This window comes from Faecalibacterium sp. AM43-5AT, assembly GCF_003603345.1.
Lineage (GTDB): Bacteria > Bacillota > Clostridia > Oscillospirales > Ruminococcaceae > Faecalibacterium > Faecalibacterium taiwanense.
The window spans coordinates 119,887-136,016 of sequence record NZ_QVGZ01000007.1; the positions used below are offsets into that span (position 1 = coordinate 119,887).

The 16,130-nt window shown below is 55.6% G+C and carries 12 protein-coding genes and 1 pseudogene; 3 read left to right on the forward strand and 10 right to left on the reverse strand.

The window, feature by feature from the left end; all coding sequences use genetic code 11:
* Positions 1-179: 179 nt before the first annotated feature.
* The 8 genes from DW937_RS09855 to DW937_RS09890 form a co-directional block, all read right to left on the reverse strand.
* Complete coding sequence (locus tag DW937_RS09855) at positions 180-2,291, reverse strand: S-layer homology domain-containing protein (protein ID WP_097777574.1); 2,112 nt, start codon at positions 2,289-2,291, stop codon at positions 180-182.
* 10 nt (positions 2,292-2,301) lie between these two features.
* A complete protein-coding gene (locus DW937_RS09860) occupies positions 2,302-3,501 on the reverse strand; it encodes an ABC transporter permease (RefSeq protein ID WP_097777573.1) in 1,200 nt (399 codons plus the stop codon).
* Positions 3,498-4,247, reverse strand: a complete 750-nt coding sequence (locus tag DW937_RS09865) for an ABC transporter ATP-binding protein (protein WP_118526111.1) — start codon at positions 4,245-4,247, stop codon at positions 3,498-3,500. The genes DW937_RS09860 and DW937_RS09865 overlap by 4 nt, the downstream gene beginning before the upstream one ends.
* Positions 4,247-6,034 carry an HlyD family efflux transporter periplasmic adaptor subunit gene (locus DW937_RS09870; RefSeq protein WP_120120812.1) on the reverse strand — a complete coding sequence of 596 codons (1,788 nt, stop codon included), beginning with the start codon at positions 6,032-6,034 and terminating at the stop codon, positions 4,247-4,249. Before DW937_RS09870 ends, DW937_RS09865 begins: the two co-directional genes overlap by 1 nt.
* A gap of 173 nt (positions 6,035-6,207) precedes the next feature.
* Entirely contained in the window at positions 6,208-7,557 is a 1,350-nt protein-coding gene (locus DW937_RS09875) for a histidine kinase dimerization/phospho-acceptor domain-containing protein (protein WP_120120813.1), read from the reverse strand.
* Positions 7,554-8,279, reverse strand: coding sequence for a response regulator transcription factor (locus DW937_RS09880; protein ID WP_097777569.1), 726 nt, complete (start codon positions 8,277-8,279; stop codon positions 7,554-7,556). Before DW937_RS09880 ends, DW937_RS09875 begins: the two co-directional genes overlap by 4 nt.
* A gap of 232 nt (positions 8,280-8,511) precedes the next feature.
* Entirely contained in the window at positions 8,512-9,828 is a 1,317-nt protein-coding gene (locus DW937_RS09885) for a GHKL domain-containing protein (RefSeq protein WP_243111460.1), read from the reverse strand.
* A gap of 19 nt (positions 9,829-9,847) precedes the next feature.
* Positions 9,848-10,570, reverse strand: coding sequence for a LytTR family DNA-binding domain-containing protein (locus DW937_RS09890; RefSeq protein WP_165852923.1), 723 nt, complete (start codon positions 10,568-10,570; stop codon positions 9,848-9,850).
* Positions 10,571-10,858: 288 nt separating this feature from the next.
* Here DW937_RS09890 and DW937_RS09895 point away from each other — a divergent pair, with 288 nt between their 5' ends.
* The 3 genes and pseudogenes from DW937_RS09895 to DW937_RS09905 form a co-directional block, all read left to right on the forward strand.
* Positions 10,859-11,146, forward strand: coding sequence for a type II toxin-antitoxin system Phd/YefM family antitoxin (locus DW937_RS09895; protein ID WP_097777567.1), 288 nt, complete (start codon positions 10,859-10,861; stop codon positions 11,144-11,146).
* A complete protein-coding gene (locus DW937_RS09900; protein WP_097777566.1) occupies positions 11,130-11,447 on the forward strand; it encodes a type II toxin-antitoxin system RelE/ParE family toxin in 318 nt (105 codons plus the stop codon). The genes DW937_RS09895 and DW937_RS09900 overlap by 17 nt, the downstream gene beginning before the upstream one ends.
* A gap of 501 nt (positions 11,448-11,948) precedes the next feature.
* Positions 11,949-12,800 (forward strand): annotated as a pseudogene (locus tag DW937_RS09905) (DUF6017 domain-containing protein); the annotation flags it as partial.
* Positions 12,801-12,849: 49 nt separating this feature from the next.
* Here DW937_RS09905 and DW937_RS14735 read toward each other — a convergent pair.
* Together DW937_RS14735 and DW937_RS09910 are read right to left on the reverse strand one after the other, a co-directional pair.
* On the reverse strand, positions 12,850-13,650 hold the full coding sequence (locus DW937_RS14735; RefSeq protein WP_133300976.1) for a hypothetical protein: 801 nt from the start codon (positions 13,648-13,650) through the stop codon (positions 12,850-12,852).
* Complete coding sequence (locus DW937_RS09910) at positions 13,556-15,976, reverse strand: ATP-binding protein (protein WP_120120815.1); 2,421 nt, start codon at positions 15,974-15,976, stop codon at positions 13,556-13,558. Before DW937_RS09910 ends, DW937_RS14735 begins: the two co-directional genes overlap by 95 nt.
* Positions 15,977-16,130 lie beyond the last annotated feature (154 nt).

Here is a 16,130-nt window from a genome sequence, read left to right on the forward strand (position 1 = left end):
CGTAGTTTACACCCCATTACCCATTATGTCAATATGATTATGGGGCTTCTTTCGATTCTTTGCTCATTCAGCCTAAAAACATATCATTCCATGTACAAATTTTATTCATTTTTCAACTTGACCGTATGCGTCGTGCGGACAGCAAAAAGCCCTCCCGTCGGGGGAGGGCCGGGCCGGATTCAGTTTTTCCTGACCGCGATCAGCACGCGGATCTTGCTGCCTGCTGCGCGGCCGTCATTATCAAACCAGCCAATGAGGGTGTAGTCCTCGCCGTTCACCTGCGAAAGGGTGGTGGGATAGTAGGTACCCTTATACCACAGATACACCTGCATATCGTCGGCAGTCTCGTACTTCTTGCCGCCGCTCATCACCGAGGCCGCGCCCACCTTGTCGATCACGGCAGGCATCAGCTGCCGCATGGACTTGACCTTGCCGGAAGTGCTGATGCCCACAGCAATGCCGCCCGCCAGCACCGGGTACTTGGTGCTGGTCTTGTAGGTCGTCTGCTTGCCGTTCACGTAGCACACGTAATCTGCACCGCTTCCCAGATAGTTGAGCACAGTGCTCAGACCGCCGCTGGTGTTAGCTGCGCCCAACTTGAGCAGATAGCTTGCCAGCTTGTCGGTGCTGCCGGTCACGCTTTCCCACACACTGCTGCCGATGCTTCCGTCCACAAGGCCCCACAAAAGGTCGCCGGTGCTGGGCAGCACGATCTCGGCCACATCGCCTGCGATGGAAGCTGCATCGGTGCTGGAAGAGGTGCTTGTGGTGGTACCGGTCGTCGTGCCGGTGGATGTGGTGCTACTGGAAGAGGTGACATTGTTGATGAGGTTTTTCACGTCGTCCAGCACGCCGTAAGTCCACAGATCACCCGTGACATCGTTCAGGATCAGGCGATCGATCTGACCGTTCTCATTGGTGGTATAGTAGCGCACATCAGCATCCGAAAGTGTTACCCCCGATAGGCGGCTGGGACTTACCGTCCCAGCCACACCCTCCGAAGTCGTATCCAGAATTTCCACGCCGTCCGCAAGGGCTGTTTCGCCCAGAGCGGTACCGTCTGCATTGATCGTACCGGAAGTGCCCTTTTTACCAATGGCATCCACCTGCTCGCCGTCGGCGTTCACGGTGATTTTCACCATCCAGCCGGCCGGGTAGTTCAGGTCCTTGGCCACGCTCACTGTGCGGGTGATGCCGTCGGTGCACTTCACTTCCACCTTCTGCTGCACGTCCGCGCCGTTTTCTTCCACAAGGCTGCGGGTGGCCGTCTGCACTACGCCGTAGAACACTTCGTCTGCGGCATCACCGGTCAGCACGGCAACGGCTTCGTTGTTCATGCCCAGCAGCAGGGTGACTACCTGACCCACGCCGCCGCCGTTCAGGCTGGACAGCTGGGCTGCTGCCGAGGAGCTTGCAATGGTGTAGCTGGTGCCAGCCACGGTAACAGATGTGGGTGCACTGGCGCTGGGCGACACCGCCGTGATGCGGCCTGCCGCCTTGCGGGTGTAGACCCACACGGTCTTTGCACTGGCATTATAATAGTACACATCATAAGCGGACAGCTGGGCGTTGGTGCTCACGCTGTCGTTGCAGTAAACGGCCTCCGGCTCAAAGGGCAGGCTTTCGCCTTCCGATGCCACAAAGGGGCCTTCCAGATTGCTGAGCAGGATGGACGAAACATCCACCTGACCATTCGTCACCGTAAAGCCAAGGGTGGTACCGTACACACTGCCGCTGGCCGTGTTTGCGGTGAGGGCGTTGTACAGCAGGATGGCTCCGTCTTCCATGGTCATGGCCTGACCCTGGGTGCGGCTCAGATTTGCACGCAGTCCGATGGCGTTTGCCTTGTTCAGCTGTGCTGCGGGGAAGCCGCCGGTCAGGGTCGTCACATCATAGCCCAGCAGGGTCAGAGCGGCGGTGCAGGCTTCTTCCAGCGTCACGGTTTGATTCGGGCGGAAGGAGCCATCGGTATAGCCGCTCATCCAGCCCTGCTGCACTGCAATGCGGATATAGGGCGCATAAGCGCTGCTGCCGTTCACATCAGTATATAGAGTGCCGATGCTGCCCTGCGTATTGGCGTTATCGTGGTAGGCGGAAAAGGCCACCAGCAGCTTTGCCAGCTGCCCACGGGTGAGCGGCGTGCTCAGCCCGGCAGCTTCCTCGGTGGAGAAAGCGCCCAGCGTTACCGCCGTCTGCACCGCCGTGTTGGAGCCAGCTGCCGATGCGGGCAGCACCAGCATGGACACGCCGATGCACACCGACAGCAGCAGTGCGAGGAATCGTTTTTTCATAGTTGCCTCCTTAATCGTAACGCAGCGCTTCGATGGGGTTGAGCCGTGCCGCGCGCTTTGCGGGCAGGTAGCCGAACAGCACGCCGATGCCCACCGAGATGCCAAAGGCCACGGCCACCGAGCTGAGAGACGGTGCCACGGTCATTTCCATATCGGACATGACCAGCGGCAGGATCTTGTTTGCCAGTGCCGAGAGCAGATAGCCCAGACCGATGCCCAGTATGCCGCCCAGCGCCGAGGTGGTGGCAGCTTCGGTGACGAACAGGCCCAGAATGACCCGTTCCTTGGCACCCAGCGCCTTGCGAATGCCGATCTCGCGGGTGCGCTCGGTGACGGACACCATCATGATGTTCATGATGCCGATGCCGCCCACCAGCAGCGAGATGGCCGCAATGGCTGTGAGGATAGTGACGACCATGTTCACCATGGAGGTCATCATATCCAGCATTTCGCTCATGCTGGTGACCATGTAGCCCTTATCGGAGCTGAGCAGCTCCTGCAGGCCGTTTTCCAGTGCGGTCTTCGCTTCGGAAATTTTGTCCTCACTGGTCACAGTGACGGCGTAGGAGCTGGCGGTGCTGGTTTGTGAAACACGCAGCGCCGTGGTGTAGGGCAGCAGAACGATATCATCGCTGCTGCCCTCCTGATCCGAGGTGTCTGTCACCTTGGCTTCCAGTACGCCCACAATGGTATACTTCTCCGCTCCGATTTTGATGGTCTGGCCCACGGCATTGCCGCCATAGGCCACACGGCTGATGTAATCGCCCACTACGCAGATCTTCTTGTTGTCAGTCAGATCCACGTAGTTGATGCCGCGCCCGACGCGGACGGTGCAGCCGCTCATTCCAAGATAGCTCTCGCTCACGCCCTTGACGCTGGTGTTGCTGTAGCTGGTGGTACCCACCTTCACGGTTCCGTTGATGCTGGCCGTAGGCGACACCGCCTCGAACAGATCCGGGTGGGCATCCACGAGGCTGTAAACATCCTCCACTTTCACAGAGCGGGAACCGTAACCCATGACCTGCACGCTGATGATGTTGGTGCCGAGATCTGAAAAGCTGGACTGGATACTCTGGGTCATGCCGTTGCCAAGGCCCACGATAACGATGACCGCCGTCACGCCGATGATAATGCCCAGCATGGTGAGGAAGGTGCGGAACTTATTGCTCCAGATGTTCTGGATGGCTTCACGGAAGGTCTCATAGATCATGACGCACTCCCCTCCTGTTCTGCCTTGGGTGCATAATTGGGCTGCACCACGGCTTCGGGTGCGTGGGCATCGCCGTCGTACACCACATGGCCGTCCTCCAGCCGGATGATGCGCTGGGCCTGCACGGCAATGGAGTTGTCGTGGGTGATAAGCACCACGGTGTTGCCCTGCCGGTGCAGCTCCTGCAGCATGCCCAGCACTTCACGGCCGGTGTGGCTGTCCAGTGCGCCGGTAGGCTCGTCAGCCAGAATGACAGCCGGACGGCCTGCCAGTGCCCGCGCGATGGAAACACGCTGCTGCTGACCGCCGGAAAGCTGGTTGGGCTTGTTCCGGAGCTTATCGCCAAGGCCCACCCGCTCCAGTGCGGCGGCGGCACGGCGGCGGCGCTCTCCGCGCGGCACTCCGGCATACACCAGCGGGACCCCCACGTTTTCGATCAGGCTGAGCTTGGGCAGCAGGTTGTACTGCTGAAAGATAAAGCCCAGCAGCTCGTTGCGGATCTCGGCCAGTTCGTCGCGGCTCATTCTGCCCACGTCACGGCCATTGAGTTTATAGGTGCCCGCCGTAGGCACATCCAGACAGCCGATGATGTTCATGCAGGTAGACTTGCCGGAACCGGACTGGCCCACGATGGCCACGAACTCGCCCTTGTTGATCTGCATCGAAATGTGATCTGCAGCCTTTACAAGGGTATCGCCCATCTGGTAATACTTGCACACATTGTCAAATTCAATAAGGGCACTCATCAGAAGCCACCTCCCGGGCCTCCGCCGCCGGGGCCTCCGTTCCCTCCGCCGTGCCCGCCGCTGCCGCTGGCGTTCTGTTTTTCAGCAGCGTCGGCATCGTAGGCGATGGTGCCGCCCGGGCCCACCATGAATTCCATGCTGTCGCTGGCGTTCTGCTTTTCAGCAGCATTGGCATCGTAGGCGATGGTGTCGCCCTCCTGCAGGCCGCCGGTCACTTCGATCGAATCGTTGTCGCTGGTGCCGGTGGTGATCTTGACGTACACATAGCCGTCCGGTGCGGTCATATCCTGCACGGCATTGGCAGCACTGGGCGAATCCTTGGTGACCAGCACATAATTGCCGCGCACCACGGAACCGTTGGGAACGGCAAGGGCGTTGGACGCACTGCTCACCTCGATCTCGGCCGTGGCGTTCATGCCGGGCAGCAGGTCGCCGGTGTCATCGATGCGGATGGTCACCGGGTAGGTAGTGGTGCCGCCGGTGGTGGTTCCTGCAGCTGAAACACTGGTGACCACGCCGGTAAAGGTACGGTCAGAAATGGCATCTGCCGTAATGGTGACGGTCTGACCCTCCTTGATGGAGAGGATCTCCAGTTCGTCCACATTCAGCGTCATTTCCAGATAGCTCAGGTCGTAGATGGTGCACAGCGTCTCGCTGGCTGTAGTATCGGTGCCCACAGTGTCACCAGCCTTGACATTCTTCTGGATCACGGTGCCGCTGATGGGCGAGGTAATGGTGTAGTTTTCCATCTGCTTTTGGGTATCGCTCATGGAAAGCTGCGCGTTGAGCAGGCTGTCGGCAGCGGACTGTACCTGCCTGCTCAGCTCGGTGCCGGAAAGCTGCACGATGGCCGTGTTGGCCTCAATGGCAGTGCCTTCCTTGACGCACACAGCAGCCACCGTGCCGCTGGTGGTGGCTGTGACGGTCTGCTGGTGCTGATAATCGAACCGGGCCGAAGCCAGCGCGCTGACACCGTTGATGGTGGCGGATGCGGCCTGTGCGGTGGTCAGGCTGCCATTATTCTTCACGGCAATGGTCACGGTGCGCACCAGCAGATTGCCGCTGCTGATGGTATCGGTGCCGGCCACGGCCTGCACCGTGCCGGAAAGGGTCTCAAAGGTACCGTTGAGTATGACCTCCGCAGCCTGACCCACGGCAAACCCCGAAGCATCCGCTGCCGGGAATTCCAGCGTGAGCAGCAGGCTGGAATCGTCCCGCACGGTGGCGATCTCCTGCCCGGCGGTCACGTAGTCACCGGCCTTGACTTTGATGGAAGCCACTGTGCCGCCAATGACGCTGCGGATGTACTGGGCATCGGCTGTATCGTCGTAGCTGCGCTGTGCCTGCTCCAGCGCAAGCTGGGCCTTTTCCACACTGGTGGCAACGTCTGAACTGTCGATGGTGTACAGCACGGTACCCTTCTCGATGGTATCGCCCACCTCAAAATCTGCGGTGAGCACAGTGCCCTTCACCAGCGACTTGACCGTATAGGTGTTAGCTGCGGAAATGGTTCCGGAACCGCTGAAGGTGTTGGTGATGTCCCGCCGTTCCAGTGCGGCCTCCATGTACTGGGTGCTGGCCTGCACAGCCTTTTTGCTGTTTTTGGGCAGCAGCACCGCAGCGGCCACCGCCGCCACGCAGACCACCGCAGTGATCTTTTTCCAGTTGCGCTTCAAAAACTGTTTCGGGTCTTTTTTGCCCGGCTGCACCGCCGGGTTCTCAAAGTCCAGCAGTTCCTGCTGGGCATCCGGCTGCTGTGCCGGTTCGCTGTTTTTCTTTCGCAGCATCGTATCGCCCCTCCTGTATTGCATGCGGCGGGATCTTCTCCGCCAATATCTGGAAGTATACAGGATGATTCTTAGGATTTTGGGCAAAAAAGTCTTAAGATGACTTAAGAGAAGTCAACAATGTGTGAAAAAGCAGAGAAGGCCTCCCTCAGCGGGAAGCCTTCTCTGCTTTTTCATTCTTTGACGGTCTGGAACAGCAGTGTCATGCGGAAAATGCCTTCAGGCTGTTCAATACGGCAGATGCCCTGCATCTTTTCCATCATTGTTTCAATGCTGGGCAGTCCCACCTTGGTGCTCTCCGAGGAGGCGGGCACCGGCAGGACGCGGTTCTCAAAGCACAGGCCCGCCCTGTCTTCTTCCTGCACAAAGCGCACAAGGATATCACTGCAGGGGTCGGCATACTTGACCAGATTCGAGGTGATGTTATCCAGAATGCGGCGCACGTACTGCCCGCTGACCAAGAGCAGCACGTCCTCCTCGCCCAGTTCCAGTGCGCAGGCAAACCCGCGCTGCTGCAGCGTTTCCACCATTTCCGTGAGTGGCTCTTCAAACACAGTGGAAAAATGTGCCGGCGGGTCCAGCACGGCCACCGTATCCCGCGTGACAAGGGCATATTCAAACAGGTTATCCGAAAGCTGCTTGATCTGCCGGGCCTTCGCGTCGATCTTGTTCAGGTAATTGTCGGCCTGTTCCGGTGTCTCGTACTTATGATACTGCAAGATCTCTGTATACAGCAGCAGAGTGGTCAGCGGCGTGCGCAGATCGTGCGACATCTCGGTGATGAGATTCTTTACCTTGGCAGCGGCCTGTGCTTCCTCTTCCTGCTGCTGGCGCAAAGTCACCCGCATGGAGTCCAGACAGGAGGCCAGCGTGGTGATCTCATCGCTGCCGCGGATGGTAATGGGGTGGTCGAGGTCGCCGCCCTCCATGGCCTGGATCTCCTCACTGAGCTGCACCACGTACCGCACGATCTTACGGCTGTTCAGAAGGAAAAAGCCCGGAAACCACCATAAAATGCACAGGGAAAGCAAAATTTCGCACCCGGTGCCGTAATAGGTATTGAAGCCGTTGTAGTAGAGCATCGCGCTCACCTCACCGTCTGCAAAGGTGAGCGTGTAGCAGGGCAGCCAATCGTAAACGCCGGTCTTATCCACCAGGACCCCCGGGTTCTGATCCGATGTGCCGTTCTGCGGCAAAAACGAGATCATCCCGTCTTTGGGTGCAAACGAAGAGTAGATCATCGTCTGGCCCCGGTAGAGTTCCAGCAGGGTATAACGCCGCTTATGGCTCCAATCCGTCAGTTCCTTTACATCCGTGCTGGCAAGATGATGTTCCGTCACATAGCTCTGCAGCTCCTGCACCTGTTTCTGGGTGGCATGCTGCTGCACCTCCGTGCGGCTGAACCAGAAGCGCAGTCCCTTGGCAAGCACCACCTGCGATACTGTCAGCAGCAGCACGCTTTCCAGCGCCGCCAGTGCGATCATGCCCATAAACTGCTTTGCAAGGCCGTTCTGCTTTTTCATAGACCGCCTTCCTCTCCGGAAACAAAGCGGTAGCCCTTGCCCCACACAGTGCAGATGCGGGTGGGCTTCTGCGGGTCGTCCTCCACCTTCATACGCAGGTTGCGGATATGCACCATCACTGTGCCGTTGGAAACATAGTAGTACGGCTCGTTCCACACCGTCTCATAAATGACCTGAATGGAAAAGATGCGCTGCGGGTTCTGCATGAGCAGCCGCAGAATTTTGTATTCCGTCTCGGTCAGATCCACTTCCCGCTCGTCCACCCACACACGGTTGCAGTCCAGTGCAAGGCGCACACCGTGCAGCTCCAGCGTGGTGTTGTGCGGCTTGTGATGCACCTGATCCTTGCCCTGATACACGCAGTACCGGCGCAGCAGCGCCTTGACCCGCGCGCTCAGCTCCGCAAAGGAGAACGGCTTTGCCAGATAGTCGTCGCCTCCCGCCGTCAGGCCCAGCAGCTTGTCCGACTCCTGCGATTTTGCGGTAAGGAACAAAATGGGCACCGCCGAGGTCTTGCGCAGCTCTTCGCACACGCGCAGACCGCTCATGCCCGGCATCATGATATCCAGAATGACCAGATCCACCTCCGGGTCGAACAGCTCCAATGCCCGCAGGCCGTTCTCTGCCTCCAGAATGTGGTAGCCCTCGCCTGCCAGCAGGATGCGCACACCGTCCCGGATATCCGGGTCGTCCTCCACGATCAGGATCGTCTGTTCTGCCATATTCACACTTCCCCCTTGTACTGTCATTCGATTTTAGTATACCAGCAGAACGTTTTAGTTTCTACAAAAGATTTCTTAGGAAAGTTTAAGAAACAGCCGGTTTTGCTTTCTGCTGCCATATGCTCCCCTCCTGTCTTTTCTTTTATAAATAAGTATAATGATCTCCCGGGAAAAGTGCAACCAAAAGGCACCGGCTTGTGCAAAAAAGCCGGTGCCTTGGGGCAGGAATATTTTACAGGTTCAGCAGCACATTGGCCCGGAAAACGTTGCCGCCCGTTTCCACCGTCAGATTGCCGTGATACCTGTGCACGGCAGTTTCGACGGAAACAAGGCCGATGCCCTGTCCGTCATGCTTGGTGGAGCGCAGAACGCCGCCCTGCTTTTTCAGCACGCCATCGTAGCGGTTCTCCACCATCAGGCCCATCATGGCCGGGCTGAGCATCCGGGCCAGCACCTTGATCTGCCGTTCTTCCGGCGGCAGCTTCTGGCTGGCATGGAGCGCATTTTCCAGCAGGTTGCCAAGAATGGTGCACAGGTCGGCCTCCGGCAGGGGCAGGAGCTTGGGCAGTTCCAGCTTCCATTCGATCTGGATGCCCTGTCTCCGAGCCTCGTAGTCGTAGTGGCCGGCAAGCGCATCCACCGCAGCGTTGGCGCACAGGGTGGGTCTGGCATCGCTGAGTTCGCTCTCGTACTGGCTCAGGTAGCTTTTCAGTTCATCCAGCTGCCCGGCCTCGGTCAGGCCGGAGATCACATGCAGGTGCTGGCGGAAATCGTGCCGCAGGTGGCGGGTCTGTTCCAGATAGCTGCGCAGCTCCATATAGCGGCGGGACTCCACGGCCAGCAGCTGGTTTTCGCGGTCCAGCTGGGAGCTGCGGGCATACTCCTTTGCCACGCGGTACATCTCGTACAGCAGCAGAAAGATGCCCAGCAGCGAGATGCTCACTGCCAGCACCGCGATGATGCGGATGCGGTTCATCAGGATGATGCCGATCTCCTTCGGCATACAGAACACCAGAAACGCCGCGTACAGTGCCGGCAGCGGCCATGCCGACTCCCAGAAGGCTTCTCCGTGGTACTCCTGCAGCAGCCACCGGCTCCAGCGCACTGCCGTAAAGCGGAAGATGGTGCTGAGTATCACCGCGAGGGTCAGGCAGATGACCGAGGTGCTGGGCAGAAACACCGGCTGTGCATTGTCCAGCTCAGCTTCCGCGTTCAGCACAACGGCAAGCAGGGTGCACACAGACATCATCACTGCCGACACCGAGAACAGAAACATGGTCTGGCTGATCGATACTTCCCGGTCGGTGCGCCAGCGCAGCAGCCAGAAGCTGATGATGAGCAGCGGGATGAGCAGGAAGTTCGTTTCCATGTCCAGCATGCAGCACACCGCTGCGCCAGCCAGACCCATCAGTGCGATCGCCGACGCACCGATGGCATAGGTTTTACACGGTGCACGCAAGTGCTCCTGCAGCGAGGCAAGGCAGAGGTATTCTGCCGGATACATCATTGCAAATTCCAGAAAAAAACGTCCAAACAATGCAAAATTCACAAGCGCTCTCCTTTCCAGATCAGAATTCCCGCTGCATCCCACGGAACTGGTACTGCGTAAATTGGGCGAGCAGGCTGTTTTTGTCTTTCTGCCGCACCGGCAGATGGGTCCCATCCAGCATTTCAATGCAGTCGCCCTCAAACCGCAGCACCTTGGACATGTTGATGATCACGCCGCGGTTGCACACCAGAAATTCCGGCTGGGTCTGAAGCTGTTCCTGCACCTGTGCAAAATTTGCCGTGGCCCGGCACTCGCCGTCATCCGTGACCACACGCACATAATGGTTCTGTGCCGTAGCATAGTAGATCTTGGTCAGCGGCAGCCGCACGATCTGCCGGGCAATGCGCACCTCCAGCTCTGGCTGCTGGCGGCACAGCACCCGCCGCAGCTCCCCTGCCAGCTGCTCGAACTTTTCTTCCTTATAAGGCTTGAGCAGATAATCGAATGGATGTACCGGAAAGGCATCCCACACGTACTCCGGCGAGGATGTCACAAACACGATCAGCAGGTCCGGGTCGGCCGCACGCAGCCGCCGCGCCGTCTCAATGCCATTGGTGCCCTCCATGCAGATGTCCAGAAACACTACCTGATACCCTTCGCGCCAGTCGGCCCGCAAAAATTCATCTCCGCTGGCAAAACAGCTGCAGGATATGTTCTCATTTTCAAATGCCTTTTTCAGCAGCTGTTCCAACCGTTCGGCATCCGGCTTGCGGTCTTCCACGATTGCCGTCCGCAGGTTCATCGCTGCACCCCCCGTTCCTTCTGCTTCCCTATTTTTTATTCTATTATAGCACAAGTTCCGCCTTCCGTGGTCTGCCATTCGCGCACAAAACAGCCCGTTTCGCGCAGGCTGCGGCAGTGGGCAGAAATTTTTTGTGTGTTTTCGTGGCTGCTATGATCGTAATGCTGGCAAAGTGGTGGAACTGGAGAACGAAGTGACAGCTGTTCGCATTGACTTCATAGCACAATATGGATATAATATAATTAGAATTTTACTATTATAGATCGTTCAGGAGCAGGAGGTGCTTTTATGAATATCCGTCCATCTGCAGCGATTCGTCAGAACTACAACGAGATCGCCGATTTGTGCAGAGAAACCGCTGAGCCGATTTTTCTCACCAAGAACGGCGAGGGTGACTTGGTCGTCATGGACATCGAAACCTACAACCGCCGTGAAAAAATGCTGAAGCTCCGTGAAGAGCTGCTTTCCGTGGAAGAGGACCGGATGCGCGGAAGCGAGGGCTATTCGATCGACGAGGTCACTTCCATGATGCGCAGTGCAGTCAAGGAGGCCACAGGGCATGGCACAGCAAAATAAATACCACGTGATCGTGTCAGCACGGGCTGCTCAGATGCTGGTGTCCCACGCCGCATTTCTGGCACATGTCAGCCCTGCGGCAGCAGAGCGGCTTACAGTCGAATTTGAAAAGGCTGCAAAGTCTTTGGAGCAGATGCCGCAGCGCTGCCCATGGCTCAAAGGCGAATACATTCCTAAAAATGCTTACCGATTCATCTTGTTTGAAAAACGCTATATGCTTATCTTCCAGATTGTAGATCATACGGTTTATGCGGATCATGTGGTAGATTGCAGACAGGATTACGGCTGGCTCATCCGATGATCATCAAAGGCGGTGACTTTCCCTTTTGTGGGAAACTCCCGCCTTTTTCTGCGTCTATATAAAAAGAAAAGCACCGCACTTCAAACGAAGTACAGTGCTTTTTTGGTGGAGAATAGCGGGATCGAACCGCTGACCTCTTGCATGCCATGCAAGCGCTCTCCCGAACGGTATCGAAACACACCCCCACACGAAAGCGTGGGGGCGGGCTTAATTTCGCGTTGTTACGTTCTATCCACCGAAAAGGTTCACAGCTGCATCCTGCTTCCAGGAATCATGCTCCGCCTACAAGGCAATTTTACCACCCAATTTTTAAGTGTGTCAATGGGTTTTGCTCAGAGAGAAGGTCATTTACGAGAAAAGTTTTTTCTGACAGCTTACTTAGCGCAATTTTGATTTTACACATCAAAGTTGCGCTTTTTATTTTCCCCAAAAGTATTGACAAGGAGGTTTTCTCAACGATGCCGATATATTATCGCTGTTTTTTATCTGTGAACCAACCGCATGACCCTTGACTACTTCTACGGACAGGCCGGAGAGCTTTTCTCCTTCTACCGCATTCCCAAGGCACTTTTTCAAGAAACACGGTTTCAAGACCTGTCAACCGATGCCAAAACACTCTATGGCATCCTGCTCGACCGCATGAGCCTGTCTGCTAGAAATGGCTGGCTGGACGAGCAAGGCCGAGTGTTCATCATCTTTACGATTGAGGATGTCAAGAGGGCATTGTGTTGCGCAGACAACAAAGCGACTAAGCTGCTGCGATAACTTGAAGAATTTGGTTTGATTGAACGAAAACGCAGAGGTTTGGGCAAGCCAAGTTTGGTGTATGTGAAAAACTTTTCGGCAGAATCGTCAAAATCAATATTCCAGAATCGTGATTTTCACGATTCTGGAGGCTTCAAAACCACAAGTCAAGACCCTGCAAAATCACGATGTAATAAGACTGATGAGAATAATACTGAAATGAGTGAACCTTATCCCTTCTATTCGGAAGAAGATGATGCGATGAGCAAACGCGAACAGTTGGAAGGATATTTTTCACAGTCTTTGGAGGTTGACACTCTGCTCCGGCTCTGCCCGGACGATGAGGACACCATCTATCAGATTGTGGACTTGCTTGTGGACACCTGCGCCACCAACCGCAAGACGCTGCACATTGCCGAGGACGATAAACCCGCCGAGGTGGTGCGTAGTCGTTTCATGAAGCTGAATGCTGACCACATCCGCTTTGTGCTGATGTGCCTTGCAGAGAACAGCAGCCCAATCCGAAACATGAAACAATACCTGCTCGCTTCTCTGTACAATGCACCCACCACGATGCAGCTTTATTACCAGAACAAGACGAACCATGAATTTACGCATGGCTCACCGAGGGGGGGTGATTTTATCGCAAAGAAATGTACTACGATTCTACAGCCGGAGATGTTGTGCTGTTTAGATGAGTTTGAGTTTTTTCTGCGGAGTGGATCACCTGATAATAGTCCTGCATGAGCTTTTGGTACTCCTGCTTCACAGTTTCCACACTGCGCAGGGCGGCATTGTCCGGCGCGTGGTCCATCGTCCATTGGACGACGCGTTGGAATGCGCTGGACTCCAAAATCTGTGCAACAAAGAGGTCACAGCTTTCGGATTCGGCAAGTCGCTTTTGGTCACAGTTGAAAGGAGAAATAATGGCGTTGCAGTGTGAAAAACTGCTGTACATGACACCGACCGGAAGCCTGGATACACACAGATTGGGATAATCGGCAAGTCCGGAAATCGCCCGGCGGCGGGGAGAATGTTCTTCGTCGTCAAAAATAGTGCGCGAGATTAGTGTCCGTTCGCCGAGGGATTTCAAAAGGAGTTCTCTGGTCTCCGCATCCACCTGCAGACCAACAGGAAAAAGCGAAATCTGGTAGAGGAAGAGGCCGTTTGCTCTTCGGATAAACGCTTTGTGACAGTTGGAAGCTGCGCGAATCAAGCGCTCATCCAACGGAAGGATAATTTTTTGGAGGTCTGGGGCTTTTTCAGCAGCTGCGGTCAGCTTTTTGCAGACATCATCAATGCGGTCATAGTCCAGACCATCAACGGTCTTAAACATGGAGCCGTGGACAAAAAAGAGATTATCGTCAAAGGGGAGGATGCTGCCAAGCCTGACCTGCTGGATCTTGAAGGAATCGTTTACATACTGCAGTACAAAAACAGTTTCCGTCAGAGTTTTCAAATGATCTGTTTTGATTTCGGCTTTTTGCCTTGGCAGGCAGGCAGGCAAGCCAGAAATGGAACAAGTTGAACTGCTTACTTTGCAAAAGAGCGATGTCCTGTTTGTCAGTACCATTCAGACGTGCGAGAACGGCCTCGATGTAGCAATCGTGGAGTTCGAGCATCAGGTCACTCAGAATACGGTTTCCTTCTTTTGTCAGTTCAGAGCGGTTCAGCCGCAGACAGCTCTTGGTATCAAAACCATAAATGTCGATCACGGCACCTAGGCACTGCTCGTGGAAGAGGAGATTGTCCTTTACCCGGACGCCCTTAAAACGCACCTCCGAGAGACTTCTGGATTCCGGATGGAGAGACAACTCCGCGTAGACGGCGTTCGTTTCGTTCCAGAGCTTTGCGGTGGAGCAATCGTTTTCAAACTGGACTAGGTAATTGTCACGGCGTTCCCATTTGTCTGCTGCAAAATTCTCGCAGATGGGAATCAGATGTGTGATCGTCTGGCTCCCCACCGAAGGATTATTGCTTGAAACATGGACCGTGAAAAGCGATGTTCCGTAGTTATTGCTGACTTCGTCCAAAATCTGAAGTTCTCCCAGACAGTTTTGTGCTTCCATAGGGTCGTACTGGAAGTACCAGTAGTAAAAGGACTTGCCAGCAAACGTAAACGAAGGAGCAATGGGGACCTTGAGTGCGATGCGAATCGTTGTACCCCGGAAAGGTCTGCTGCCCTCTTTTTTGATTTGCAGGTAGCCGCCGTTTTGGTTGGAGTGTGCGATTGCAGTGAGAACTTCGGTGCCGTTGTTCGTCACAATCTCAAAGCGGTCGGCCACGAGGAAAATCGACTGAAGTCCGATGCCAAAACCTGCGGTAGGCCGCAGCCATTTTGGCATACACTGAATCTCCTTTTTCAGTTCGTCGGAGCCAGAAGGGCTGGCACCGACATTGCACATACGCTTGAAGGTATCAAGGGTGATGCCAGTACCCCGGTCTTCGATTTCGATTTGTGTCACCTGATCCTCGTCGGTGCTCAAATGAATCTTGATGGGGTAGCTATGATAAATCTCTGCCTGCAGGCTGTAAGGTTGCAGGGCTTGCAGCTTCTTGCTGTCCTTTTCACCGATCCACGCCTGATAGGTGCCGGCACAAAGATCCCGCCAGAGCTGAATTTTGGAAGCATCCATGGCGTTCTGCAGCAGTTCACGGATGAACACCAACTTGTTTTCGTAAATGTTGGAGCCTTCAATGATCTCAAATGCCTTTTTCTGTGAGATCTCAAAGTGGAGCCCGGCCAGCCCTTCTGCATCGGGTACGCCCTTGATACACAGCTTAGGCTTTTCAAAGCGCGGTGCAAATCCCCCAAAGCCTTTTGGAACAAGAATGACCCAATTCATGGTCAAAAAACGGATCTCAGCTTCCAGCCAGTTCACAAAGCGGCGGGCTTCCAGGTAGGAAGGCTCGTCGGGACCGTCGCTTGCAAATTCGATCTGCTCAGGCGTGATCAAAAGATGCTTGGTGGCTTCATGCTTTTCCTTGTGTGCAACGGAACTTTCCGGCAGCCCGCCGATCACCTCTTCGGCAGCGGCGTTAAAGCGTCCGTTATCCACATCCAGCAGATCACCCAGCCGGAGCAGCATGGCAACAAAGCGGGGATGCGCATAGTCAGAGCCAAAACCGTTGGTCTCATACGGAAGCTCCAACACCTGGTCTTCCGGGGCGGTGTGACAGGCGCAGATCTCGCCCAGCAGTTGCAGCAGGCGGCTGCGCACCAAGCCGCTGTGTCCAAGGTCGATCTGCAACCCTTGGGCGATGCGCTCAATGTAGCTTTTGGACATGGCGGCATGTTGGCTGCGGAAATAGGCAGCGTCGATGAGCTGGACGCTGCGGACGATATGGAGGGGCCACAGTGCATCATCCTTCTTGCCTGCCTCCATTTTGCGCAGCCACTGTACTGCATTGCGCAGATCTTTGTCTTCGCCCTCGGCAAGCGAAGTGAGATAGTTTTGAAACGCCAGGTCAGACCAGGCTTTTTGTAAATCGCGCCACTGCACCACCATGCCAAGGTCGTGTGCGTAGGCGGCGTGAAGCACCAGCCATGTGTCCGTAGGGGACAGCTGGCTCACGCGGCTGCCCAGAAGCATTTCGATTTTCGATAAAATGGCTTCGGCATGGCTGGCATCATGCAGGCTGTAATGCGGGTAGCGCAGAAGAACCGTTTTCAGCATTTCAGAGCAGCTTTTCCGGTTCAGGCTCCATGTCGCATACAGATTCTGATATTCCTCGTGGGCATCGCAGTAGGATTTAAGGTGTCGGTCTAAACTGTATTCTTCCATAGTTCCCTCCTTGTTGTGGTATTAAAACAAAAAGGGCATTGCAGACTTCTGTACAATGCTCTTGCTTGGGCAGAGAATACCGGGACATTCCAAATTACGGTGAACGATTGCAATCCATGCACAGCGTACTCCCGATCGAACTGATTTCCTCACG